The 24,711-nt window shown below is 62.3% G+C and carries 16 protein-coding genes, 1 pseudogene and 1 riboswitch; of the genes and pseudogenes, 11 read left to right on the plus strand and 6 right to left on the minus strand.

Going from position 1 to position 24,711, the window contains the following annotated elements:
• Window positions 1-73 precede the first annotated feature (73 nt).
• The 3 genes from AC3WP6_RS12100 to metX are packed head-to-tail and all read right to left on the minus strand — an operon-like array spanning window position 74 to window position 3,398.
• Complete coding sequence (locus AC3WP6_RS12100) at window positions 74-1,153, minus strand: homoserine dehydrogenase family protein (RefSeq protein WP_492627946.1); 1,080 nt, start codon at window positions 1,151-1,153, stop codon at window positions 74-76.
• Entirely contained in the window at window positions 1,150-2,340 is a 1,191-nt protein-coding gene (gene metB, locus AC3WP6_RS12105) for a cystathionine gamma-synthase (protein WP_492627947.1), read from the minus strand. Before metB ends, AC3WP6_RS12100 begins: the two co-directional genes overlap by 4 nt.
• A gap of 47 nt (window positions 2,341-2,387) precedes the next feature.
• Window positions 2,388-3,398: a homoserine O-succinyltransferase MetX gene (gene metX / locus AC3WP6_RS12110; RefSeq protein ID WP_492628700.1), complete on the minus strand. Its 1,011-nt coding sequence runs from the start codon at window positions 3,396-3,398 to the stop codon at window positions 2,388-2,390.
• Between the two features lie 88 nt (window positions 3,399-3,486).
• Window positions 3,487-3,601: riboswitch (SAM riboswitch) on the minus strand.
• 219 nt (window positions 3,602-3,820) lie between these two features.
• Here metX and AC3WP6_RS12115 point away from each other — a divergent pair.
• The 4 genes from AC3WP6_RS12115 (at window position 3,821) to AC3WP6_RS12130 (ending at window position 10,409) form a co-directional block, all read left to right on the plus strand.
• Window positions 3,821-4,861 (plus strand): cysteine synthase A, encoded by a 1,041-nt coding sequence (locus tag AC3WP6_RS12115; RefSeq protein ID WP_492627948.1) that lies wholly within the window; start codon window positions 3,821-3,823, stop codon window positions 4,859-4,861.
• A 50-nt stretch (window positions 4,862-4,911) separates the two neighbouring features.
• Window positions 4,912-5,628, plus strand: coding sequence for a 2OG-Fe dioxygenase family protein (locus AC3WP6_RS12120; RefSeq protein ID WP_492627949.1), 717 nt, complete (start codon window positions 4,912-4,914; stop codon window positions 5,626-5,628).
• Between the two features lie 151 nt (window positions 5,629-5,779).
• Window positions 5,780-8,719, plus strand: a complete 2,940-nt coding sequence (locus AC3WP6_RS12125; protein WP_492627950.1) for a TonB-dependent receptor — start codon at window positions 5,780-5,782, stop codon at window positions 8,717-8,719.
• A gap of 88 nt (window positions 8,720-8,807) precedes the next feature.
• Window positions 8,808-10,409 (plus strand): peptide chain release factor 3, encoded by a 1,602-nt coding sequence (locus AC3WP6_RS12130; protein WP_492627951.1) that lies wholly within the window; start codon window positions 8,808-8,810, stop codon window positions 10,407-10,409.
• Between the two features lie 47 nt (window positions 10,410-10,456).
• On the opposite strand, the gene AC3WP6_RS12135 is transcribed toward AC3WP6_RS12130, so the two are convergent.
• Entirely contained in the window at window positions 10,457-11,854 is a 1,398-nt protein-coding gene (locus tag AC3WP6_RS12135) for an amidase (protein ID WP_492627952.1), read from the minus strand.
• A gap of 179 nt (window positions 11,855-12,033) precedes the next feature.
• Here AC3WP6_RS12135 and AC3WP6_RS12140 point away from each other — a divergent pair, with 179 nt between their 5' ends.
• Entirely contained in the window at window positions 12,034-13,659 is a 1,626-nt protein-coding gene (locus tag AC3WP6_RS12140) for an electron transfer flavoprotein-ubiquinone oxidoreductase (RefSeq protein ID WP_492627953.1), read from the plus strand.
• Window positions 13,660-13,661: 2 nt separating this feature from the next.
• Here the strand turns inward: AC3WP6_RS12140 and AC3WP6_RS12145 are convergent, their stop codons facing one another.
• Window positions 13,662-16,148: a glycosyltransferase family 4 protein gene (locus AC3WP6_RS12145; protein WP_492627954.1), complete on the minus strand. Its 2,487-nt coding sequence runs from the start codon at window positions 16,146-16,148 to the stop codon at window positions 13,662-13,664.
• 217 nt (window positions 16,149-16,365) lie between these two features.
• Window positions 16,366-17,457, minus strand: coding sequence for a glycosyltransferase (locus AC3WP6_RS12150; RefSeq protein WP_492627955.1), 1,092 nt, complete (start codon window positions 17,455-17,457; stop codon window positions 16,366-16,368).
• Window positions 17,458-17,769: 312 nt separating this feature from the next.
• On the opposite strand from AC3WP6_RS12150, the gene AC3WP6_RS12155 reads away from it, so the two are divergent.
• The 6 genes and pseudogenes from AC3WP6_RS12155 (at window position 17,770) to AC3WP6_RS12180 (ending at window position 24,671) form a co-directional block, all read left to right on the plus strand.
• Window positions 17,770-18,516: an electron transfer flavoprotein subunit beta/FixA family protein gene (locus tag AC3WP6_RS12155; protein WP_492627956.1), complete on the plus strand. Its 747-nt coding sequence runs from the start codon at window positions 17,770-17,772 to the stop codon at window positions 18,514-18,516.
• Between the two features lie 152 nt (window positions 18,517-18,668).
• A complete protein-coding gene (locus tag AC3WP6_RS12160; protein WP_492627957.1) occupies window positions 18,669-19,613 on the plus strand; it encodes an electron transfer flavoprotein subunit alpha/FixB family protein in 945 nt (314 codons plus the stop codon).
• Window positions 19,614-19,808: 195 nt separating this feature from the next.
• Window positions 19,809-21,213, plus strand: a pseudogene (locus AC3WP6_RS12165) (UbiA family prenyltransferase).
• A 132-nt stretch (window positions 21,214-21,345) separates the two neighbouring features.
• The gene (locus tag AC3WP6_RS12170; protein WP_492628701.1) at window positions 21,346-21,618 is read left to right on the plus strand and encodes an EamA family transporter; all 273 of its coding nucleotides are present in this window, start codon (window positions 21,346-21,348) and stop codon (window positions 21,616-21,618) included.
• A 4-nt stretch (window positions 21,619-21,622) separates the two neighbouring features.
• A complete protein-coding gene (locus tag AC3WP6_RS12175; RefSeq protein ID WP_492627958.1) occupies window positions 21,623-22,600 on the plus strand; it encodes an NAD-dependent epimerase/dehydratase family protein in 978 nt (325 codons plus the stop codon).
• A gap of 70 nt (window positions 22,601-22,670) precedes the next feature.
• The gene (locus AC3WP6_RS12180) at window positions 22,671-24,671 is read left to right on the plus strand and encodes a hypothetical protein (RefSeq protein WP_492627959.1); all 2,001 of its coding nucleotides are present in this window, start codon (window positions 22,671-22,673) and stop codon (window positions 24,669-24,671) included.
• Window positions 24,672-24,711: the final 40 nt, after the last annotated feature.

Below are 24,711 nucleotides of genomic sequence, written 5' to 3' on the forward strand. Positions count from 1 at the left end.
AAGCGCGCTGCGGCGAGACATTCGCTCCTGAGCCGATGCGAAAACGCCGCACTGGGTGCGGCGTTTTCGCGTCTCAGCCGAGCGCGAGGACGTCGCCGAGCAGGGCTTGGGCGGTCACTTCCGGGCCGGCGCCGGGACCCTGGATGACCAGCGGCTGGGTGTGGTAGCGAGTGGTGGTGAGGGCAAACTGGTTGTCGGTGCCGTACAGGCGCGCCGCAGGGTGGGTGAGCGGCACTTCGACCAGGCCGACGCGGGCATGCCCGCGCTGGTTCAAGCGCGCAAGAAAGCGCAGCACGCAACCGCGTGATGCTGCCTCGGCATGGCGTGCGGCCAAGGGCGCGTCGAGCTCTTCCAGACGTGCGAGGAAGGCGTCGGTGGCCAGCGCGCGCAAGGCCTCCGGCACCAGGCCTTCGACCTGGACCTCGTCGGTACCCAGCGCAAAGCCGGCGTTGCGCGCGAGGATCAAGAGCTTGCGCGCGACGTCGTCGCCGGAAAGATCGGCGCGTGGATCGGGCTCGGTGTAGCCCAACTCGCGCGCTTCGCGCAGCAGCGCGGAGAACGGCCGGCTGCCGTCGTAACCATTGAACAGATAGCTGAGCGAACCGGAAAACACGCCTTCGAGCGTGAGCAGCGCATCGCCACAGCGGCGCAGGCGGCGCAGCGTGGAGAGCACCGGGAGCCCCGCGCCGACGGTGGCCGTGTCGCCATACACCGCACCGTGCGCCAACGCCGCCTGCAGGGCACGCCAGCCGGCCAGCTCGCCGCCAGCCAGGGCCTTGTTGGCGGTAACCACGTGGTAGCCGTGCGCCAGCCACTCGGCGTGATGGGTCGCCAGCGCAGCGCTGGCCGTGGCGTCCACCACCACCTTCGTCGTGGCGCCACTCGCATCCAGCGCCGCCAGCAGCGTGGCGTCGTTGCGCGCCTCGCCGCTGTCGCGCAGTTGCTCGCGCAGATTGCGCGCGGCAAGGCGCGCAGGGTCGGTCTCCTGCCGCCGCGAATTGGCCGCCGCCACCAGCTGCACCGAACCGGCCGCCGGGGTATTCAACAGTTTCAGGAACGCGCCGCCGACGACACCGGTGCCGAGCAGGGCCACCGCCGTCGCCATGCGCGGTTGCGCCGCTGGCGCGGCCGCCGTCGCGAGCACCGCACTCATGCGGAAACCCGGCGTTTCGCCTCGCCCGCCTGCTGCGCGCGCACCAGCGCCGCGTCGAGATCGCGCAGAAGATCGTCGCCATCCTCGATGCCGACCGACACGCGCAGGAGGTTGTCGGCAATGCCGGCGCAGCGGCGCGCTTCAGGCGCCATCGAGGCGTGGGTCATGCTGGCCGGGTGCGCGATCAGGCTTTCCACCCCGCCGAGCGATTCGGCCAGCGAGAAGAAGCGCAAACCGTTGACGAACGCGGCGATCTGCGCTTCGTCGCCATCCAGCTCGAAACTGAGCATGGCGCCAAACCCCTGCTGCTGGCGCGCGGCCAGCGCGTGGTACGGGTTGGCCGCAAGGCCCGGGTAATAGACCTTGCGCACCGCTGGGTGCGCAGCGAGATGCTCGGCGATGCGCACCGCGTTTTCCTGGTGCTGACGCAGGCGCACGCCCAGCGTGCGCAGGCCCCGCAGCGTGAGGTAGCTGTCGAACGGCGCGCCGATGATGCCGTTGCAGTTGCCCCACCACTTGAGCTTGTCGGCCAGCTCCGGCTCGCGGGCGATCACTGCGCCGCCCACCACGTCGCTGTGGCCGTTGATGTACTTGGTGGTGGAGTGCACCACCACGTCCGCGCCCAGCGTCAGCGGCTGTTGCAGCGCCGGCGACAGGAAGGTGTTGTCCACCACCACCAGCGCGCCGACCGCGTGCGCCGCCTGCGCCACGTGGCGAATGTCGGTGATGCGCAGCAGCGGATTGGACGGGGTTTCCACCCACACCAGCGCCGGCGTGGCGGCCAGCCCTTCGGCCAGTGCCGCGGGGTCGGTGAGGTCGGCAAACTTGAGCGTGAAGCGGCCCTTCTTGGCCCACGCATCAAGCAGGCGCCAGGTGCCGCCGTAGCAGTCGTGCGCGGCCAGCACGGTGGCGCCGGTCGGCACCAGTTCGAGCACCAGCGCCACCGCCGCCATGCCGCTGGCGGTGATCACCGTGCCCGCACCGTGTTCCAGGTCGGCCAGCGCTTCGCCCAGCAGATCGCGCGTGGGGTTGCCGCTGCGCGAGTAGTCGTAATGCCGCTTCTTGCCGAACGCCTCGAAGCTGTAGTTGGTGGACAGGTGCAGCGGCGGCACCACCGCGCCGTGCTGGGTGTCGCTTTCGATCCCGGCGCGCACGGCGCAGGTGCTGGGGGCAATGGCTTGGCTCATGGGGTGGCTCCGAAAATCAGGAAGGAGGGGGAACGCGCGGCGCAGCGTCACATCAAGGCAGCACGCAACAGCGGCGCAAGCTGCTCGGGTTCCTTGAGAAACGCGTCGTGGCCATAAGGGGACTCGACCACTTCGAGCGTGGCCGGCCCGCGCAACCGGCGCTGCAGCTCGCACAGGTCGGCGAGCGGCACCAGGCGATCGGACGGAAAGCCGATCAAGGTGGCCGGCAGCGGCACCCGTTCGGGCTGGATATCGTGCAGATCGATGGATTCGGACAACGCGAGGAACCGGTCGGCATCGAAGCGGGCGACAAACCGCCGGCCCTGGTGTTCGAGGTAATCCTCGACCGGAAAGTGGAAACGGTCGCCGCGCCACTCCGGCGCACCGGCGAAACGGCGACCGAACTCGGCGCTGCCGCGGTAAGTGGTCATCGCCAGCTCGCGCGCCAGCGCCAACGCCGCGTCGATCTGGCCGCTGGATTGCCCCAGCCGCACGATGCCGCGCTGCACGCTGCGCTGGGCGGTGGACAGCGGGTGGGCGTGATGCGCGCCGGCCAACAGCACCAGGCGTTCCGCCCGCTGCGCGTGCCGCGCGGCAAACGCCAGCGCCACCATCGCACCGTACGACGAGCCGACAAAGGCATGCGCCTTGGCGATGCCGAGCGCGTCGAGCAACGCAGCCAAGAGGTCGGCCTGGTCCTCGCTGGAAATGGTCTTGGTGCCGAGCTCGCCCGGCACCGCCCAGTCGATCGCCAGCACGCGCCAGCGCGTCAGGTCGATCGCCGCGTCCGCCGCGACCAGCGCCTGCCACCAGCCGGGGTTGGCGGCATCCGGCGTGGTGACGTCGCGGTCGGCGGAGATGCCGCCCTGCACGATCACGGTGGGCGCATCCGGCGCGCCGCACCACAGGTAGCGCACGTCGACGTCACGTGCGGCGTGGCCGTACTTGGGCTGGATGCGCAGTTGGCGGGTCGTGCGCTGCATGCCGAGCGCACCATGGCGGCTGCCGGTCGCAAGATCGACGACGTCGGCGTGGCGAACGGTGCGGGGATCGGTCAGCTGGCTCACGGGTATCTCCTCTCCGGCATCGACCTGCGGTGACCTCGGGAGGAGCGCCACGCAGGCGACCACCGCCGCTTGCGCAAGCTGCCCATCTGTCAGTACGCGCCAATGCGCCACCGCAGGAGTTGGCACCGTGGCGGATGACTCCGCAGGTTGCCCCGGCTTCAAAGGGCCTGTCCCTCAGCCGGTCTCGATGAGTGCGGTGAATATTGGCGGGCGTCCGCAAACCTGTCAATAGACGTCTAAACGTCTGGACGTTCATATGCATATTCGTGATATAAATTTGCGCGTGCTGCGCTGGCCTCGCACAGTGGCTGGCGGCATGGCTGATGCGGATCAGGTTGGCCACGCGATGCGCGTAAGCTATGCGCGTCCCCCGTCCCGCCCGGGGCATACTTTCGCTACGCGAGCCTTCCAGCATGAGCATCCAATCCGATCTTTCCGCCGCCGTCGGCCACACCCCGCTGATCCGCCTGCGCCATGCCAGCGAGCTGACCGGTTGCGAGGTGCTGGCCAAGGCGGAAATGCTCAACCCGGGTGGCTCGATCAAGGACCGCACCGCGCTCGGCCTGGTGCTGGACGCGGAACAGCGCGGGCAACTCCTGCCCGGCGGCGTGATCGTCGAAGGCACCGCCGGCAACACCGGCATCGGCCTGGCGCTGGTCGGCGCCAGCCGCGGACACCGCACCGTGATCTTCATGCCGAACACGCAAAGCGCCGAAAAGATCGCCGCGCTCAAGATGGCCGGCGCCGACGTGCACCTGGTGCCTGCCGTGCCGTACAGCGACCCCAATCACTACTCCCACCACGCGCGCCGCTATGCGGAGACGCAGAACGTCGCCAAGGCGGGCAGTGCGTGGTTTGCCAATCAGTTCGACAACACCGCCAACCGCGACTACCACACCGCCACCACGGCGGTGGAAATCTGGGAGCAGACCGCCGGCGCCGTCGACGGCTTCGTCTGCTCGGCCGGCACCGGCGGCACCCTGGCCGGCGTGGCGTTCGGGCTCAAGGCGCGCAAACCGGGCGTGCGCATCGCGCTGTCCGACCCGACCGGCTCGGCGCTGGCCAACTACATTCTGCACGGCGAGCTGGCAGCCAGCGGCAACTCCATCAGCGAGGGCATCGGCTCCAGCCGCATCACCGCCAACTTCGACGGCGCGCCGATCGACACCGCGTATTCGATCCCCGACACCGAGTCGGTGCCGCTGCTGCACCAGTTGCTGGAAGCCGAAGGCTGGTGCGTGGGCGGGTCGAGCGGCGTCAACATGGCTGGCGCGATCCGCCTCGCCCGCGAGCTGGGGCCGGGGCACACGGTCGTCACCATCCTGGCGGATGCCGGTACGCGCTACCAGGCCAAATTGTTCAACCCGCCGTTCCTGCGCGAAAAAGGCATCCCGGTGCCGGCGTGGCTCGACCGTGCCTTTCCGACCACGCCGACGCGCGCCACAGCGGCCTGACGGGGCGTCGATCCAGCACCGCTTCATGCATGCGCTGCTAGCGTGCGCCCATGACGATCACGCCTTTCGACTTGCGCGCCACCATCGTGCGCAACGGCTATGCCTTTGCGGATGCGCCGACCATGCGCACCCTGCTCGATGCCGACACGCTGGCCGACTGGCCGGCATTCGTCGCCAGCTGGGATCGTCTGGGCGACGACCGTTATCTCGCCGCCAAGGGGCGCCACCGGCGCCGTCGGCATGCCGTATTTGCCGCCGATGCCACCGGGCCCATCGAACGCCAGCCGAACCAGCCGCACTACCAGAGCCTCACCTACAACAACCTGCAGGGCGGCATTGAACGCTGGTTCGAACCGCTGGAACCGGCGATTGCCGATGGCGCGAGCCTTGCGCGCATCCTCGCGTTTTGCCGCGAGCAATTCGGCACACTGGCGCCGGCAACGGCGCACTGGCACATCGAGGTGCACCAGTTCCGCATCGAGGCGCGGGCAGCGGAAGCCGGCGAGCCGACGCCCGAGGGCGTGCATCGCGACGGCGTGGATTTCGTGCTGGTGTTCATGATCGACCGCACCAACATCGAGCGCGGCGTCACCACCATCCACGCGCCCGACGGCCACGAGCTGGGCCATTTCACCCTGGCCCACCCGTTCGAGGCCGAGCTGATCGACGACCACCGCGTGTTTCACGGCGTTACCCCGGTACTGCCCAAGGTACCCGGCGAGCCGGCCCACCGCGATGTGCTGGTGGTGACCTTCAAGGCGGCCTGAGCGCAAACTCCTGCGCCGCTGTACGCAGGAAAAACGGCATACGCACCCATCACGTAACGCGGCAGTAACATTCTGCTTGCGCAACGAGGCAGGGGGGCCCGTTGCGCCACCCGGCGCCGAGGAGCGGCGCCTCATCCTGCCGAGGCATCTCATGATTTCTCGTACGTTGCGACTCACCCACGCGACACGCACCCATTCATTCCGTCGCCAGACCCTCGCCGCCGCCTGCTCGGCCGCGCTGCTCGGCCTGGCCTTCTGCAGCACCGCCATCGCCCAGGACACCCAGCCGGCCACCGCCACCGGCACGACCAGCAGCAAGGCGCCGGCCCCCAAGAAGAACGCCGAAAAGAAACCGGCCGACAAGCAGAACGCGCAAAACCTCAACGCCGTAATCGTCACCGGCATTGCCGGCAGTATCGAAAATTCGCTGAGAACCAAGAAGAATTCCAACGAAATCGTCGAGGCGATTTCCGCCGAGGACATCGGCAAGCTGCCTGACGCGAGCATTGCCGAGAGCCTGTCGCGTCTGCCCGGCCTGGCCACCCAGCGCCTGGACGGCCGCGCCAACATGATCTCGATCCGTGGCTTCTCGCCAGACTTTTCCGGCACGCTGCTGAACGGTCGCGAGCAGGCCACGGTCGGCGAGAACCGCGGTGTCGACTTCGACCAGTACCCCTCCGAGCTGATCAGCGGCGCGGTCGTCTACAAGACCCCCGATGCCACCCTGATCGGCCAGGGCCTGTCGGGCACGGTGGACCTGCACACGATCAGGCCGCTGGATCAACCCGGCCGGGTGATCACCGCCAACGTGCGTGGCGAATACACCACCAACGGCGATCTCAACCCCGGCACCGACGTGGGCACGCTGGGCCACCGCGCCAGCATCTCCTATGTCGACCAGTTCTTCGACCACACCCTGGGCCTCGCCGTGGGCTTCGCCCAGCTCGATTCACCGATCCAGAACAAGCGGTACAACTACTGGTGGTGGAACGCGGACAACGGCCCCATCGGCATGAACCAGAACTGGGGCGCGCCACTCACGCCGGGCCTGCCCGACAACGTGGTCAACCAGCAAGGCATGGAGCTGGACGCGCAGTCGCAAACGCAGCGGCGCAACGGCCTGATGGCGGTACTGGAGTGGGCACCCAGCGAGCACACCCACTCCACGCTGGACATGTACTACTCCACGTTCGACAACAAGAAGTACACCAACGACGCACAGTGGTCGAACAACCCGTGGGACAACGTGGCGTTCAGCAACGCGGGCATCACTTCCGCACTGCCCTACCCCATCGTCACCTCGGGCACGATCAGCGGGATCAAGCCGATCCTGCAGAACCAATACCACCACGAGCACGACAAGCTGTTCTCAGTGGGCTGGAACAACCAGTTCTTCTTCGACAACGGCTGGACCGCCACCACCGACCTGTCCTATTCCGGCACCCGCGACAAGGTGCGTGACATCCAGATGTACATGGGGCTGCCTCCGGGCACCACGGCTTCGGTCGACTTCAACACCCCCACTGGCTTCGACTTCCCGAACCTCTCTCCCAGCGTGAACCTCGCCGACCCGAACATGGTCGGGTTCACCGACCCGGGTGGCTACGGCCGCAACGGTCGCGAAGAGTTCGACCGGCAGACCGATACCATTCGCGCGGTGCGCTTCGAGGTCAGCCATCCGCTGGGTTGGATCTTCAGCGACTTCGTGCTGGGCGCGAACTACTCCCAGCGCATCAAGCGCAAGAACGCCGATGTGTTCTTCGCCTGGTTGAACGGCAATGGTTCCTCCAACACCTCGACCCTGCCGTATGACTCGAACTTCTTCGCGCCGATCACCGGCTTCGTGGGCCGGCCCACGCGGCTGAACTTCGGCGGCATCCCCGGCATCCTGTACTACAACGTGGCGGAGGCGCTGCAAAACCAGTTCTACCTCACCGAGGCAAACGGCGCCGGCGACTGGAGCCGCAACTATTCGATCACCGAGAACGTGCCGGTCGGCTACGTGAAGTTCAACATCGATACCAACGTTGGCAACGTACCGGTGACTGGCAACGTCGGTGTGCAGGTGGTGCACACCAACCAGAGCTCGCGGGCGCTGCAAACCGACAACAACGGCGATGCCATCGGCACGCTCAGCGGCGGTATCAGCTACACCAACTGGCTGCCCAGCCTGAACCTGGTATTCCACCTTACCGACCGCCAGGACATCCGCTTCGGCTTCGCCAAGACGCTGGCGCGCGGGCGCATCGACGACGAGAAGGTAGCCAGCTCCGCCTGGGTGTCCAAGATCACCCAAGGGCCGGCCGCCGGCCAGGTGCTGTGGGCGGGCAGCGGCGGCAACCCGAAGCTCAAGCCTTACGTGGCGGTGGGCACCGACCTGTCCTACGAGTTCTACTTCGGCAAGTCGAGCTACTTTGCCGCGGCCGTGTTCAACAAGAACCTGCTCAACTACATCGCCACGCAGACCGAGTTGAACCACGACTTCACGGGCTACGTCAACAACGACCCCACGCTGACGCCCACCAGCAACATCGGCTCGTTCACCATGCCGATGAACGGCAGCGGCGGCAAGATGCAGGGGCTGGAGTTGTCCGGCTCGCTGGAAGGCGGCCTGCTCGCCGATGCACTGGACGGTTTCGGTGCACAGGCCAACTTCTCGCTGACCAACAGCACCGTGTCGCAAAAGGTCATTGGTTCCATCCCGGGCGGCGCCGGGTCGCCACCGACCACCCTGCCGGGCCTGTCGCGCAAGGTGGCCAACCTCACGCTGTTCTACGAGAAATACGGCTGGTCGATACGCGTCGCCGAACGCTACCGCTCCTCGTTCACCGGCGAGATCGTGCCGAATTTCAACCAGATCGCGTATACGAAGGTCATCCCCAACCGGCAGACCGACCTGCAGTTGGGCTACGCCTTCGACGCTGGCAAATGGAAGGGGCTGACGCTGTTGCTCCAGGTCAGCAACTTGACCAACTCGCCTGATGCGAAGGTGCAGGTCTCCGGTCTGGCCGATGGCGAGCAGTTGACCATGCCGCAGTACTACGACACCTACGGTCGCACCGTGCTGCTGGGTGCGAGCTACAAGCTGTAAGCCTGCAACCTTGACGCCCTCCCCGGCCCGCGCCGGGGAGGGCGTTTTCGTGTCCGGCTACAATAGCCGGCTTGCTTCGAGACGCCCCATGTCCACCCATCTTCAAGAAACCCGCCGCCGGCGCACGTTCGCCATCATCAGCCACCCGGACGCGGGCAAGACCACGCTGACCGAAAAGCTGCTTCTGTTCGGCGGCGCGATCCAGCTGGCCGGTGCGGTCAAGGGGCGCAAGGCCGCGCGCCACGCCACCTCCGACTGGATGGCGCTGGAGCAGGAGCGCGGCATTTCGGTCACCAGCTCGGTGATGCAGTTCCCCTACGCCGGCAAGATCGTGAACCTGCTCGACACGCCGGGGCATGCGGACTTTTCCGAGGACACCTATCGCGTGCTCACCGCGGTCGACTCCGCGCTGATGGTGATCGACTGCGCCAAGGGCGTGGAGGAGCGCACGATCAAGCTGATGGAGGTGTGCCGCCTGCGCGACACGCCGATCATGACCTTCATCAACAAGCTCGACCGCGAGGGCCGCTCGCCGATCGACCTGCTGGACGAGGTGGAGTCGGTGCTGGGCATTGGCTGCGCGCCGGTCACCTGGCCGATCGGCATGGGCAAGCGCCTGAAGGGCGTGTACCACCTGTTGCTGGACGAGGTGCACGTGTTCGAGCCGGGCAAGAACTTCACCCGCCAGGATTCCACCATCTTCAAGGGTCTCGATGCCCCCGGCCTCGAAGCCGCGATTGGCGCCGAGGCGCTGCGCGAAGTGCGCGAGGAGCTGGAGCTGATCCGCGGCGCCGCGCCCGCGTTCGACGAGGCCGATTACCTCGCCGGCAGACTGACCCCGGTGTTCTTCGGCTCGGCGGTCAACAACTTCGGCGTGCAGCTGCTGCTCGACTTCTTCGTCGACCACGCGCCCAGCCCGCGCCCGCACGCCACGACCACGCGCGAGGTCGATCCGGAGGAAACCACGCTCTCGGGCTTCGTGTTCAAGATCCAGGCCAACATGGACCCCGGCCACCGCGACCGCGTCGCCTTCATGCGCGTGTGTTCGGGCACCTACAGCTCCGGCATGCGCATGCTGCAGACCCGCACCGGCAAGGAGGTGCGCATTGCCAACGCGCTGACGTTCATGGCGAGCGACCGCGAGATCGTCGAAACCGCCTACCCCGGCGACGTGATCGGCCTGCACAACCACGGCACCATCTCCATCGGCGACACCTTTACCGAGGGCGAGATGCTGCGCTTCACCGGCATCCCCAACTTCGCGCCCGAGCTGTTCCGCCGCGCGCAGCTGAAAGACCCGCTAAAAATGAAGGCGCTGCACAAGGGCCTGGCCCAGCTGTCCGAAGAAGGCGCCACCCAGTTTTTCCGCCCGCTGATGTCGAACGACCTGATCCTTGGTGCCGTCGGCGTGCTGCAGTTCGACGTGGTCGCCTACCGGCTCAAGGACGAGTACGGCGTGGATGCGGTGTTCGAAAACGTCGGCGTCGCCACCGCACGCTGGGTGTACTGCGACGACGACAAGACGCTGGAAGAGTTCCGCGAGAAAAACGCGCTGCATCTTGCCATCGACGCCGCCGGCGAACTGGTCTACCTCGCCCCCTCGCGCGTGAACCTGCAACTTGCGCAGGAGCGCGCACCCGAGGTGCGCTTCTCCGCCACCCGCGAACACGCGGTGGCCGTCGAGGTCTGAAGCCCCGTGTAGACCGGGACTTCAGACCGGCGGTGGCCGCATGCCGGTCAAGGGATGGCCGGATAGGCCGGATCGGCATCCAGCGTGGCTTCGCACACGGCGGCGAGTTCGAGCAGGCGCAGGTCGGAGCCGCGCGCGCCGATCAGTTGCAGCCCCACCGGCAAGCCGTTGGCCAGCGTGCCCATCGGCAAGCTCACCGCCGGGCAGCCGGCGAGGCTGGCAAAGGCGGTGAGATCCCCCTGGTTTTCCGGCACCGGGCCATCGAGCGGGAACGCGCTCTGCGGCGTAGTGGGAACCACCAGCACGTCGATTTGCGCAAACAGCCGGCGCATCTTGAGCGCTGCGGCATCCAGCACGCGATCGGCGTGCACGTAATCGGCCGCGCTTTTTTTCTGCGCGTAGCCAACCAGGTGGCGAAAATGCGGCGACACCGGGTGCACCGGGTCGGCCAGATCGTCGGCATAGGTGCCGAGCATCTCCGCCTCCATCAGCAGGAACCCGGCGCGCCGGGTGCGGGCGAAATTCCAATCGTCGAAATCAACCGTGCGACGTTCGCCCAGTGCGTGCGCAAGCTTGCCTACAGCAGCCTCAAACAACGCCGCCACTTCGGCCTGCACGCCCACGGCAGCCAGGTCGGGCAGAAAACCGCTGCGCAACTTGCCTGGCTCCCAATCCGGAAGATCCAGCGCCACCCGTCGCCGGCGCGAGCGCGCATCGTCGGCGTCGTAGCCCGCGAGTACCTGCAGCAGCACGGTCAGGTCCGCCACGCTGCGCGCAAGAATGCCCACGCAATCCAGCCGCCGCGCCGCCGGCACCAGCCCGCGTGCGGAAATCTCCCCGTGCGTCGGCTTGAGCGCATACACGCCGCAATAGCTGGCCGGGATGCGGATCGAACCCAGGCTGTCCGACCCGATGGCTGCCGCCGCCAGCCCAGCCGCCACCGCGGCCGCCGCGCCGCCGGAGGAACCACCCGCGGTGTAACCGTGTTTCCACGGGTTGTGGGTCGGGCCGAAATGCGGGTTGTCGGTGGCAGCACCAAGCGCGCCTTCGTCCATGTTGGTCTTGCCGACCAGGATGGCACCCGCAGCGCGCAGCCGCGCGATCACGTGCGCATCGCTCGCCACCGGCTGTTCGCGGCCCGGCATGCCGGCGCGCGTCGGCCAGCCGGCAATGTCGATGTTGTCCTTGATCGCCAGCGGTATGCCGTCGAGCCGACCGATCACGCCATCGCGGCGACGGTGCTCGGCGGTGCGCGCCTGCTCCTGCATCAGGCTGAGACTCAACCCCACATACGCGTTGAGGCGCGGGTTGATCCGTTCGATCGCCTCCTGATACGCATCGGCCAGTGCCTGCGGTTTGGTGCGCCCGGCGGCCAGCCAGTGCAGCAGCTGGTAAACGCTGGCGCGGCGCAAGTCGAGATCGGTGATCGGCGGCGTCGAATTCATGAAGCCCTCCTGCCCAGACATGCCCCGATTATCACCGCGCGAAGTGAACTCGGCGCAAGCCCCAGGCGTGTGGACGGTGGAAACGCGAAGCGCAACACGCATTGCCCGACGGCGCCCGAATCCGCACAATGACGGCTCGCATACCTGCCAACACGCATGGTTCATTCGTGTGTGCGGCCATGTTCGAGGGCGCTGTGAGCGAAGAACGCGAAACCATGGAATACGACGTCGTCGTGGTCGGCGCCGGCCCCGCCGGCCTCGCCTTCGCGATTCGCATGAAGCAGCTCTCCGCCGACACCAGCGTGTGCGTGATCGAAAAAGGCTCCACCATCGGCGCGCAGATTCTCTCCGGCGCGGTGATCGAACCCGGCCCGCTCGATGCGCTCCTGCCCGGCTGGCGCAAGGCGCCGCCGCCGATCTGCGTGGCGGCCAGCCACGACGAGTTCTGGCTGTACACCAAGAAAGGCGGCATCCGCCTGCCGACTCCGCCGGGGATGAAAAACCACGGCAACTTCATCGTCTCGCTCGGCGCCATGTGCGCGTGGCTCGCGCCGCAGGCCGAAGCGCTGGGCGTGGACGTGTTCCCCGGCTTCGCCGCCGCCGACACCGTCTATAACGCCGACGGCTCCGTCGCCGGCGTGCGCATCGGCGACATGGGCGTGGCCAAAGACGGCACGCACAAGGCCGGCTACACCCAGGGCATCGACATCAAGGCCAAGGTCACCGTGCTGGCCGAAGGCGCGCGCGGCAGCCTTACCAAGGCGCTAGTCAAACGCTTCAAGCTCGACGCCGGTCACGATCCGCAGGCGTACTCCATCGGCATCAAGGAGCTGTGGCAACTGCCCGACGATGGTCGCGTGCAGCCCGGCAAGATCGTGCACAGCGTGGGCTGGCCTGCCGACACGCATATCTATGGCGGCAGTTTCCTGTATCACCTGGACCAGAACCGCATCGCGCTCGGCTACGTCAGCGGGCTCGACTACGCCGACACCGAATACGTGCCGTGGGAAGCGTTCCAGCAGTGGAAGCACCACCCGCACGTGAAGCCATTGCTGGAAGGCGGCAGCATCATCTCCGCTGGCGCGCGCGCCATCGCCACCGGCGGCTGGCAGTCGCTGCCCACCTGCGAAATGCCCGGCGCGATATTGATCGGCGACGGCGCGGGCCTCTTGAACGTGCCCAAGATCAAGGGCACCCACCAGGCCATCCGCTCCGCCGTGCTCGCGGCGGAACACCTGCTGGCGAGCGGTTTCAAGGCCGCAGGCTACGACGCCGAGCTGCGCGCGTCCGCCGCCATGGACGAGCTCAAGCAGGTACGCAACATCAAGCCCGGCTTCAAGAAAGGCCTGTGGTTCGGCCTGGCCAACGCCGCGTGGGAAACCGTCACCGTCGGCCACTCGCCGTGGACGTGGAAAAACAAGCCCGACTGGTCGAGCCTCAAGAAACTCGACAAGCACACGCAGCCCGGACGCGACTACGTCGACCGCGACCTGCCCCCGCGCGACCGCCTCGCCGGCGTCTACCACGCCGCCACCGAGCACGACGAAGACCAGCCCATCCACCTGCACGTGCTGAACACTGACATCTGCGTCACCCAATGCGCCGCGGAGTACGACAACCCCTGCACCCGCTTCTGCCCCGCCAACGTCTACGAAATGGTCGACGACGACAACGGCGGCAAGCGCCTGCAGGTCAACGCCGCCAACTGCGTGCACTGCAAGCTGTGCGACATCAAGGACCCCTACGAGAACATCGTATGGACCACGCCGGAAGGCGGGTCGGGGCCGAATTATCAGAATTTGTGAGGCTAAGACGCAGCCGCAGCGATTAGCTTCGCTGCAACAACCGCACTCTCGGACCAGCTCTTCCATCTCGTATTCGTGCGCGCAATGGACGCAGGTTCGTGTAGCCACTTCGCCAGTACTGCCACCAGCGTGGTGCCACCGGAATCCTTGAAGTAGCACGCATGTTCGCCAGCCACCTCTCGAAACACGGGGATATCGCGCGCGATCACGGGCAGCCCGTGCCTGGCTGCCTCAATCAATGGCAGGCCAAAGCCTTCTCCAAATGAGGCTGCCAGAAGGATCGAACTTGATCGGTAAATTGCCTCAAGTTCAGCATCGTCTGCATCCGGAACCCAAAACAGCCTGTGGTCTCGTTCTCGATGGCCAGCAAGCCGCTCATGTAACGGCTCCATCATCCAGCCACGGTGGCCTACGATGACGAGGTTGAAGTTTTCACCCCGATCCCAAAGCTCTTCACAGGCATCGAGTGCTTGCAGATACCCTTTACGCGGCTCAAGGGTTCCGACCATCAACAGAGTGGGTCGATCAGCCAGCGGCATGACAAGTGCGTCTCGCAGCACCCCTTTGTTTCCCGTAGGTTTGTCGTCAACCCCAAGTCGGAAGTGGGCAACCACTGGGCGAGTTCTAAACTGATATCCCTCTTCGCAATCACTTGTCCAACGACATACCGCGTCGGCGGTGGCACGCGAGTCACACAATAATTGGTCCGCCAATCGCTTTACCAGCTTCCACCATGTGCCAAACCTAGCTCGTGCATAAGGATGAAAGCACTCGGGCAAATCGAGTGGTAACAAGTCATACACCAGAAAATGCGTGGTGACGCCATGTCGGCGCCAATGTTCTAGCTGTGGCTGGGCTTCAACGAGACGGTCTACAGCCCAGTCGAGACCAATAAAACGGTCGCCTTTCCGCACCTCAACCGCAGGCTCATCCAAGGTTTCGTCTGACTGACAGAGAAGGAACCTCGCATAACGCCGCGCGTAGTGGAATCGCCCCTGGCGAATACGCACAGGCTCAATACTTACACCCTCCGGAGGGGACGCAAGCCAAGCCTTCAACAACTCACGTACGACGCGTTGTACCCCAGTGCCTATATCCTCCGATGCTATCTCGCTAACATCCACAAGCCATTGCGAAAACCTTTCCGGCCCTCGCGCCGCCACCACCAGCTGTGCAACCGCTGCGATATCTGAATCCGCAGCCGGACCTTGTAGAGCGCCGATTTCATCCAGCACCTGAAGTTCACCGGTGCCGGCGGCACCGACCACACAGTGGCTCTGCTGACGTGCCTGAAGCTCCTGCAAAGCTGCCCGGGCACGCGTCGCCACCCGCTCCCAACTGAAGTCAGCCGCACGTGCCAGCCCATAGCGCCTAAGTTCACTGGCACGCTCCGGCGACTCGAGCACCTCACGCATGCGCTCAACAACAGACGCCTCACGTAGCGGATCGAACAGTATGTCGCCTCGCCCCATTACCTCGGGAAGACTGGTCGCATTGCTCGCGATAACGGGGGCCCCCGAAGCCATGGCTTCAAGTGGCGGCAAGCCAAAGCCTTCCCGAAACGACGGAAATACAAACAGCGCGCATCTTTGGTAGAGCTGAACCAGCACGTCGTCATCCACGTAGCCGGCGAACACCAGCCGAGCCGGATCCAGGCCCACATGTTTCGCCGCCCTTTCCAGTCGTCCACGTTCCTCAGCCGCAATTTCGCCCACTAAGAGCAGGTGATGTTTATCGCGCAAGGCACGAGGTAACCCCGCGAAAGCTCGCACAAGGAGTTCCACGTTCTTGCGCTCGTCGAACCCGCCCCCGTAGAGGACGTAAGGGCTATCGAACCCCAAACGAACACGTAGCGCCCACTCGGCCTCATCATCTCTCTGGAGCGGCCGAAAGCGTTCACCGACGCCAGCTCCAATTGCGACCACCGAGTTCGCTGCCAAACCGAGCCGTTCAATGGCGTCCTTACGTACCCAGTCGGAAATCGCGAGCAGACCATGCATCTTTTTGAGCAGAAGCAGCCGATCCTCGTACCACGCTCGCAACTGAGGGTGCTGGAGATGCACGCCGGGGTCGCTCAACGGAATAAGGTCATATAGGGTTGCGACGCTCAAACTCCCATCCGGAGGTCTATCCGGCAATAGCACGTCGTCGACATATCCTTCAAATAAGCTGCTGTGCCAGATCACCTGACCTCTCAGGCTCTCCAAGTAGTGTCTCTGTGCTCGTGCAGCCGCCCTCCGAACCCAGCGCTGTGCACCCCGCCAAGCACCAATACCATCAGGCGCGCCGAATACATAACGTGAGCACGTGTGGAACTCTCCGATGATCGAGTCGCAGGCATCGTCAAAACGTGCATTAAGCAGTAGCGCCGTGTCTCTATGTGTTTCTGCCTGTGCCAACCATGCCCTCGTAAGCGACCGCGTGTAACGGCCAATGCCGCGAAGCCGACTTTGGCATTGCGCTCCTTGAAGGTCGAGGATGATCTTCATCGGCGCGCCATCCGCGCCTTCAGTGCCCGATAGACCTCCGCCGTAGACTCAGGAAGGTCGTCGAGCGCAAGGGGCTGCCAGTCTTGCGGAGTGCGCGGGGCAAACATGTTACGTAAACGTACATCGATCCACGGCAGACGCCCCATTATCCGCGACATCCATTGGCGCAACCACGGGTAGCGTCTGACCAAGCGCTTCAACGTTACCAACAAGTGCCTCACATCCCCGCCCCGCCTGATTTGCCAGGCAGCACCTGGCGCAGGATTGCTTTCGCACTGTCACGCGAAAAGTACTCTCGGATGAGCCGCCTCCCGCCCGCAGCGAGCCGGGTCCACAGAGCTGGATCGTCATAAAGTCGGAGAATGGCAGCTGCGAAAGCTTCCGCATCAGCGGCGATGAGCCCTTGCTCTCCGTCAATGATGTGCATTCCTTCAGCTGCCGTGGGCGTAAGCACGACTGGCACACCATAACTCATCGCCAGATTCACCTTTCCCTTTACTCCCGCTCCAAAACGCAGCGGAGCCACAGATACCCTGCATCGATTCATCAACATATCAAGGTCGGGTACTCGCCCATGCAAGCGCACTCCGGGGCGAGCGAGCCGTGCGCCAAGCTCCGCAGTCATATCACCAACAGCATCCAGGCACAGGTCGTGCTTCGCAGCACGCAGAATCGGCAGGATGGCCTCGACAAACCAAATCAAGGCATCGACGTTCGGGGGATGCCCCGCACCGCCAATGAACAGGAGATCGCTACGTGCTGCGAACGGCGCTCCGCCTTCATGCGACTCGTGGATGTTGCTCAACAGTTCGACACGTGCATGCGGCAGCTCGCGCGAAAGCAAGCCTCGCTCGGTTTCGCTCACCACAAACGTGAGATCGCATTGGCTGATGAGCGCAAGCTCGCGACGTCGTGATGCTTTCGCCTGCCGAGCAAGGCGCCAGTTCCCCGTCAACGTTGCCACCCGCCTCTCCCGCAGGTGGTGCAAGTCAACCGTATCGAAGATGCACCGCGCACTTGGCGCCCGTTTGCGCACCAACCAGAAATATTGGGCTGCCATCGGCAGCCGACATAGCATCACAGCATCCAGCTCCTTACCGTAACGACGCAGCCAAGGCAGCACGCCTCCGTGATGTACGCGCGCGCCATAGCAAGCCAACGATATTGCCTGATCGACAGAAACACCGCCTTCGTCCACGAAAAGGTCGACGTGCCAACCAGCGTCGCACAGCAGCCGCAGCATCGCGCAAAGTCGGTACGAACCTGAGTCCCTTGTCGGGTCAGGGCATGCGGTCTCGATGACCAGCATGCTCGGGCGCTGCAACGCGTCTGCCCACGGCTCCTGCACCACCGGAGCCACCTGACGTTCCAGTGCGGAAAGCTCAATGCGGCGCGCATGCAAGTGCCGCAAGGTACCCCGCCCCCCCCGGAGGGACAAGCTCCGCTGCAAGCGGTGAAACCTCTGCGACGCTCGCCTGAGGTACCACACCAATTCGACGAACACGCCAAGCAAATGAACCTCGATCGAGTCCTGCATCCGCATGATGCTTTTAGTCACGTTAGAATAGCGGCTTTCTTGTCATCCGAAGCGCCTTGATGGCGCCGGTAGAGGAACCTACAGGTGAAAATTCTGGTCGGCTACAAGCGCGTCGTTGATTTCAACGTGCGCATCCAGGTCAAGCCCGACGGCACTGGCGTCGTCACCGACGGCGTGAAGCTCTCGGCCAACCCGTTCGACGACATCGCGCTGGAAGAAGCCCTGCGCCTGCGTGAAAAAGGCATCGCTACCGAGGTGGTGATTGCCGCCATCGGCCCGGCCGACCTCACCGCGCACCTGCGCAACGGCTTGGCCATGGGCGCCGACCGCGCCATCCACGTGGTCACTGCCGACGCCGTGCAGCCGCTCACCGCCGCGCGCACGCTGCTCAAGCTGGTGGAAAAGGAACAGCCCGGCTTGGTCATCCTCGGCAAGCAGGCGATCGACGACGACGCCAATCAGGCCGGCCAGATGCTGGCCGCGCTGTGGGATCGCCCGCAGGCCACCTTCGCCAGCAAGCTGGACGTGGCCGGCGACAAGGCCACCGTTACCCGCGAAGTGGACGCCGGCCTGGAAACCATCGAGATCGATCTGCCGGCTGTGGTCACCGCCGACCTGCGATTGAACGAGCCGCGCTTCATCAAGCTGCCGGACATCATGAAGGCCAAGAAAAAGCCGATCGACACCATCGAGTTCACCACGCTCGGCGTGGAAAACGGCGACCATCTCAAGGTCACCCGCTACGCCGCGCCAGCCAAGCGCAGCAAGGGCGTGATGGTGAAGGATGCCGCCGAGCTGGTGGCCGCGCTGAAGCAAAAGGGCCTGCTGTAAACCCATCCCATTGTGGGCGCTCGCTCGTGGGCGACACTCTCAACCCAATTCTCTTGTAGGAGCCCGCTAGCGGGCGATGCTCTTCTTCCAAGATTCAGAGCAAAAGCCATCGCCCGCAAGCGGGCTCCTACAAAAAAGCTCCGGAGACAATCATGAGCAAGATTCTCGTCATCGCCGAACACCTGGACGGCAAGCTGAACCCCGCCACCGCGCGCGCCGTGAGCGCTGCCAAGGCCGCCAAGCCGGAAGCCATCGATGTGCTGGTGCTCGCCGCACAGGCCGCCGGCGTCGCCGCCGAAGCCGGCAAGATCGACGGCGTGAGCCGCGTGCTCACCGTCGAGCGCGCGGAAAACGCGCACCCGCTCGCCGCCGTGCTCGCGCCGCAAATCGCCAAGGCCGCCGCCAACTACAGCCACGTGTTCGTGCCCTCCACCACGTTCGGCAAGGACGTCGCCCCGCGCGTTGCCGCGCTGCTTGGCGCAGCGCAGATCAGCGATGTCATGGCGGTCGCCGACGCCACCCACTTCAAGCGCCCGATCTACGCCGGCAACGCCATCATCGACGTCGAAACCGACCCCGCGCACGTCGTGGTCGCCACCATCCGCAACGCCTCCTGGCCAGCCGCTGCAAACGGTGCAGCCAGCGCGCCGGTCGAAGCCCTCGCGCTCGACGTCGTGCTGCCCGGCCACACCCGCTTCGTTGGCCTGCAGTCGGGCAAGAGCGACCGCCCCGACCTGCAAAGCGCCGCCAAGGTGGTGTCCGGAGGCCGCGGCGTCGGCTCCAAGGAAAACTTCGACATCATCTTCAAGCTCGCCGACAAGCTCGGAGCCGCCGTGGGCGCCTCCCGCGCCGCCGTGGATGCCGGCTACGTGCCCAGCGACATGCAAGTCGGCCAGACCGGCAAGATCATCGCCCCCGAGCTGTACGTGGCTATCGGCATCTCCGGCGCCATCCAGCACCTCACCGGTATCAAGGACGCCGGCACCATCGTCGCCATCAACAAGGACGGCGAGGCACCGATCTTCGAAGTGGCCGATTTCGGGCTGGTGGGGGATTTGTTCAAGATCATTCCCGAGCTTGAAACCCTCATCAACTAACCACCAATACAGAGCCCTGCTTTGCTGAAGTGCTCAGGCTGACATCTGAAGTAACATCGGCAGGTTTCCCGGTGTAATGGATTCTCTACGGCCTTCATAGTCGGCGGAGGGGGCAGCGCCCCCTACCAAGGCGTTAAGGAAACTCATGTGGTAGACCAAACTCTCCAAACCTCCGCCATACCTGATAAGTCTGATATTCCGCTTGTTGTCGATCTTGATGGCACTCTGATCCATTCCGACCTGTTGATCGAATCGGCCCTTCAGCTACTTCACAAGAAGCCATGGATGCTTTTCTCTCTATTGTATTGGCTATTGCAGGGCAAAGCGTGCCTCAAGAGGATGATCGCAAACCGAGTCCGTCTAGATGCAGAAACGCTGCCGTACAACACAAAGTTGTGCGAATGGCTACGGCAGCAGAGGGGTACGCGTCGATTGATATTATCTACGGCATCCGACGCACTGTTGGTCAGCACTGTGGCTGAGCACACCGCACTCTTTGATGAAGTGATCACCAGCGACGGCATCACGAACAATGCAGGCAAGAAGAAGGCGAGTACTCTGCTCTCACGCTTTGGTGCTGGTGGTTTTGATTACGTGGGTAACACAAAGCAAGACCTTCCCGTATGGCGCCAAGCACGCCACGCCATTGTGGTCGGCAACTCTCGTCGGCTCGTAAAGCAGGCGAGCGCTGTAAGCACAGTCACAGCAACCTTCCCTGTCGCAAACAGCAGTCCACGTGTTTGGGGAAGGGCTTTACGTCTGCACCAATGGATTAAAAACCTACTCATTTTCATACCACTGCTAGCGGCTCATCTTGTCGACAGCACCGCGCTCCTGCACAGCCTATCTGCGTTCTTGATTTTCGGTCTTTGTGCGTTCGAGCGTCTATTTACTCAATGACCTGCTCGACTTGCAAGCCGACCGCCGCCATCATACGAAACGTCATCGCCCCTTCGCAGCCGGTGCACTACCGCTTCTCGTGGGGATACTTCTATCCCCAATACTAACCATCATCGCATTTTTACTCGCACTTCTTATAGGGGCCAAATTTGCGTTGGCGCTCGCAAGCTACTACCTACTGACACTCGGATATTCATCCTATTTCAAGCGGAAGGTCATGCTCGACGTTGTAGTCCTCGCAGGCCTATACACCATGCGAATCCTCGCAGGAAGCGCGGCAATCGACGTTATCCCGTCGTTTTGGTTGTTGGCATTCTCCATGTTCATCTTCCTCAGCTTAGCCATGCTCAAACGATATACTGAACTGATCGCGCTACGCTCCCAAGGTAGTATCATGACCAAGGGACGTGGCTATCACGTGGATGATATCCCACTTATTCAATCCCTTGGTGGTGCGAGTGGTTATCTGGCTGTGCTTGTACTCGCTCTGTACATAGACAGCACCACTAGCCAAGCCCTGTATCATCGCCCGCATGCACTCTGGCTGATATGCCCAATTATGCTTTATTGGATTAGCCGTGCTTGGGTAATTGCTCACCGAGGGGCCATGCACGACGATCCGGTCATCTTCGCAATCAAAGATCAAGTCAGCCGCCTCCTTGTTGCTGCCATGGTCATAGTTGTGATCTTTGCTATCTAGACCACAAGGACAAGACCTATGCCACAAGAACCTGCACTACTGCGTTATCTACCGGCAGTATTGTTTTCCGTTGCTCTAAATGCATCTGCACAATTATTCCTCCGCAGAGGATTGGTCAATCTCTCGCTAACGATGCCTAGAGGTACGAAGGCTGCCATAGGTACGTTACTTACAATTCTCAATTGGGGAGTAGTGCTTGGTCTTCTCTGCTATGCCATCAGTGTATTGACATGGATGTACGTGCTATCTAAGGTTCAGGTAAGCATTGCGTACCCATTTCTAAGTATCGGTTATGTCATCGTTTTGTTTGGCGGCTACTTCTTTTTCAAAGAACCCATCACGATCACCAAATGTATAGGCATTGCGGCAATCTGTGCCGGCGTGGTCCTTATTTCGAAGGCGTAATTACATGGTTAACCATATAATCTTTGGCGGCTCCGGCTTTACTGGACGCCACCTCTCTCAGGCCTTATCCACGCGCGGCGAGGTGCAACTATTATGCGACATTGAAGAACCGAGCTTTCCGTTACCGTTGGGCGCAAAGTTTCTACAGGTTGATATTACTAAGCCACAACAGCTTGCAGCCATTCCTGCAGGGCGCGAGGATATCGTCTACAATTTGGCCGCACGGCAGTTCCATAACCGGGTCCCTACTGTAAACCAAGATGCTTGGTTTAATGCTGTAAACGTCAAAGGCACTGAGAATATCTTGCATTGGATGGCTGGGCATTCCGCCCATAAGCTGATAACGCTTAGCACCGACATGGTTTACGGGGTGCCGCAAAAGCTGCCGGTTCCCCCTTCACATCCTCGCAACCCACTCGGCCCGTATGGCCGCAGCAAGCTTCGCGCCGAAGACCTTTGTACCCAAATGCGCAAGAGTGGCGCGAGCATTACAGTGTTGCGCCCGCGCATGATTGTCGGGCCGGGGCGTCTAGGCATACTTATTAAGCTATTTGACCTGATGCGGAGGAACCTTCCAATACCAATGATTGGCAACGGCAAGAATCATTACCAAATGATTTCCGTGCATGACGTGATCACGGCTATCCTAGCCTCGACGGACGCCGGATTCCCAAACATCGAGCTAAACTTGGGCTCTAGCAATCCTCCCACGGTGCGCGACCTGTTGGAAGAATCAATTCGCCTGGCCCATTCGAATTCGCGCGTATTCGCTACCCCAGCACGACCGCTAAAGTGGGTGCTTGCCGCGCTTGAACGACTAGGTCACCCACTACTTCACCGTGAGCAATACGGCATTGCCGATATCAACTATCTCGTAGATATCGAACCGACCCGTCTAGCAATCGGTTGGTCACCAAAGTATTCGGATACTGATATGTTGTTTCAAGCTTACGAAGAGTATCGATCTATGGAGCGAAATTGACGTGGCGGCCAAATGCCCTAGCAATGTATGTTAGCAGCATAAAAGTCCTTCATAGGCAATAGCGAATTTCATGATGCTTAAGATTAAAAATGGTTCGCCAAGGGCGTACACGTTTCATCGCGTAATGTTGATTATGATTGCAATCACATTGACGATCATATCCGTGTGGTTCTCACGCGATCCATACATTCAAGGTGACGGCATTGAATACCTTGCGATGACATCGTCTATCGTCAATCACCGTTCGCCGGATCTACGAAGGACTGATGTCACAGATTTGCTGAGCAATCCTGCAATCCAAGCAATTAATGCTAACTACATGCGTGAACTGTTACCTGCATTTGGTAACGACGAAGCCAAGCAAATAAACGGTTATTTTCGCTCAAAAGACGGCAGGTTCTACTCTTACCACTTCTGGCTTTATCCAATCTTCAATGCACCGGGATTCGTGCTGTCTAACTGGTTACATATTGATCCAGTTAATTCTTTTTTATTTACAAACGTGTTAATTTTGTTATTGGCCTCAATACTTGCAGTGTCTTGTAGAAGATACTCGATAGGTCAACAATGGGCCTTGTTTGCCTTTATCTGGCTCGGTGGCTCCAGTTTATATGTAAATTGGAGCAGCCCAGAGGTCTTCACATTTTCTACAATGGTCATGGCGGGCATAGAACTTAAGAACCGACGCTACTTCCTTGCCTCATTCCTACTTGCATTAGCCGCGCAGCAAAATCCGCCAGTAGGGCTCCTGAGCGCGGCGTCGCTCTTACTTACCCTGCCCAATCTATGGAGGGGCCGCGCCAAACTACTGTGGCTGTCGAAGCAACTCGCAAAGGGCGTTCTAGTCTGCGTTACGCTCCTTCTGTCCCCATTATTTTACTTCATTAGCTATGGTACATCCAATCTGATTGCGCACTCCGGCCAAGCTTCTGCTGCCAACATATCTGCTGCGCGGCTTGTCTCGTTTTTCTTCGACTTAAATCAAGGCATGGTTATCGGCATACCAGGGCTCGCGGTCGCAGGCACCATTGCCTTGCTTTATTTATGTAACCGAAAGCGTTTCGCGAGATTGCCACTAGGTATTTTGCTACTCGCAGCAATCAGTACACTACTTATGGTCATCCCAAGCCTGAGTACGATCAACTTCAATTCCGGCTCAAGTGGGATGGCGCGCTACGCGTTGTGGTGCGCCGTGCCGTCTGGTTTCGCCCTTATTGAGCTGATAGGTTGTATAGAGCAAGCTTCGTGGCAGTGGACCACCATAGGGAGTTTCGTATTCGCTCAGTTGGTCTCGCTTTCTTCTATGGGGACGCCATTCAATGGCGGCAGTTATCTTGAACTCCGCAGCGGTGCTAGATTTTTACTGCGGCATTCTCCAAGCTGGTACAGCCCAGTACCGGAAGTCTTTGCTGAGCGTATCAGCCATCGTGACGGCGGAGCCAATCCACAGGATACGTATTTTTACGTACACCAAGGGCAGGTTGTCAGGGTGCTATTCGATCGCATTGCCGGGCCACTTTGGCTTCCGCCCTGCCCGAGCCTTCGCCCCCATACAGACTATGGGTCTGGCCGATGGACTTATTTGACGCCACGGGATGGTTCTTGCCGTTCAAACTTGCCCGACGGTGGTCACGTCGTAAGGCGCGGGCTACAGGGTGATATCGCGCCAGTACTCGACAATGTCGAGCGATCATTTACCTGGAAGGCCTGTAGTCTTCCATCACAAGTGGGAGTGACGACTCCTCAATGCGATCGTATTGCCAAAGCTGATGTAGACAAGCCGGGCTATATGGTGTTTGGTCCATACGTCCATTTGCCAGCTGGGCGATACCAAGTGTCCTTCCTCGTCAGGACACACGGGGGCCCAACTACCAAGTGGGACGTCGCTGCCTCTGGTGCTGGTAACATTATCGTTGCGGGAAAGTTCGACGATACCCAAACGATTTTTAAGCCCTTCCGCGTCTCATTCACCGTCCCGGACAATATGGATGGCGCCGCCTACGAGTTTCGTATTTATTTCACAGGACAGCCCACCATCGAGGCAGAAAGTGTTACCTTAAAACTGATGTGAGGCACCCGCGGGTTCTAATGGGGTAACGCCTCTGTTTAAC

The organism is Rhodanobacter sp. FW106-HT46G03 (assembly GCF_058789895.1).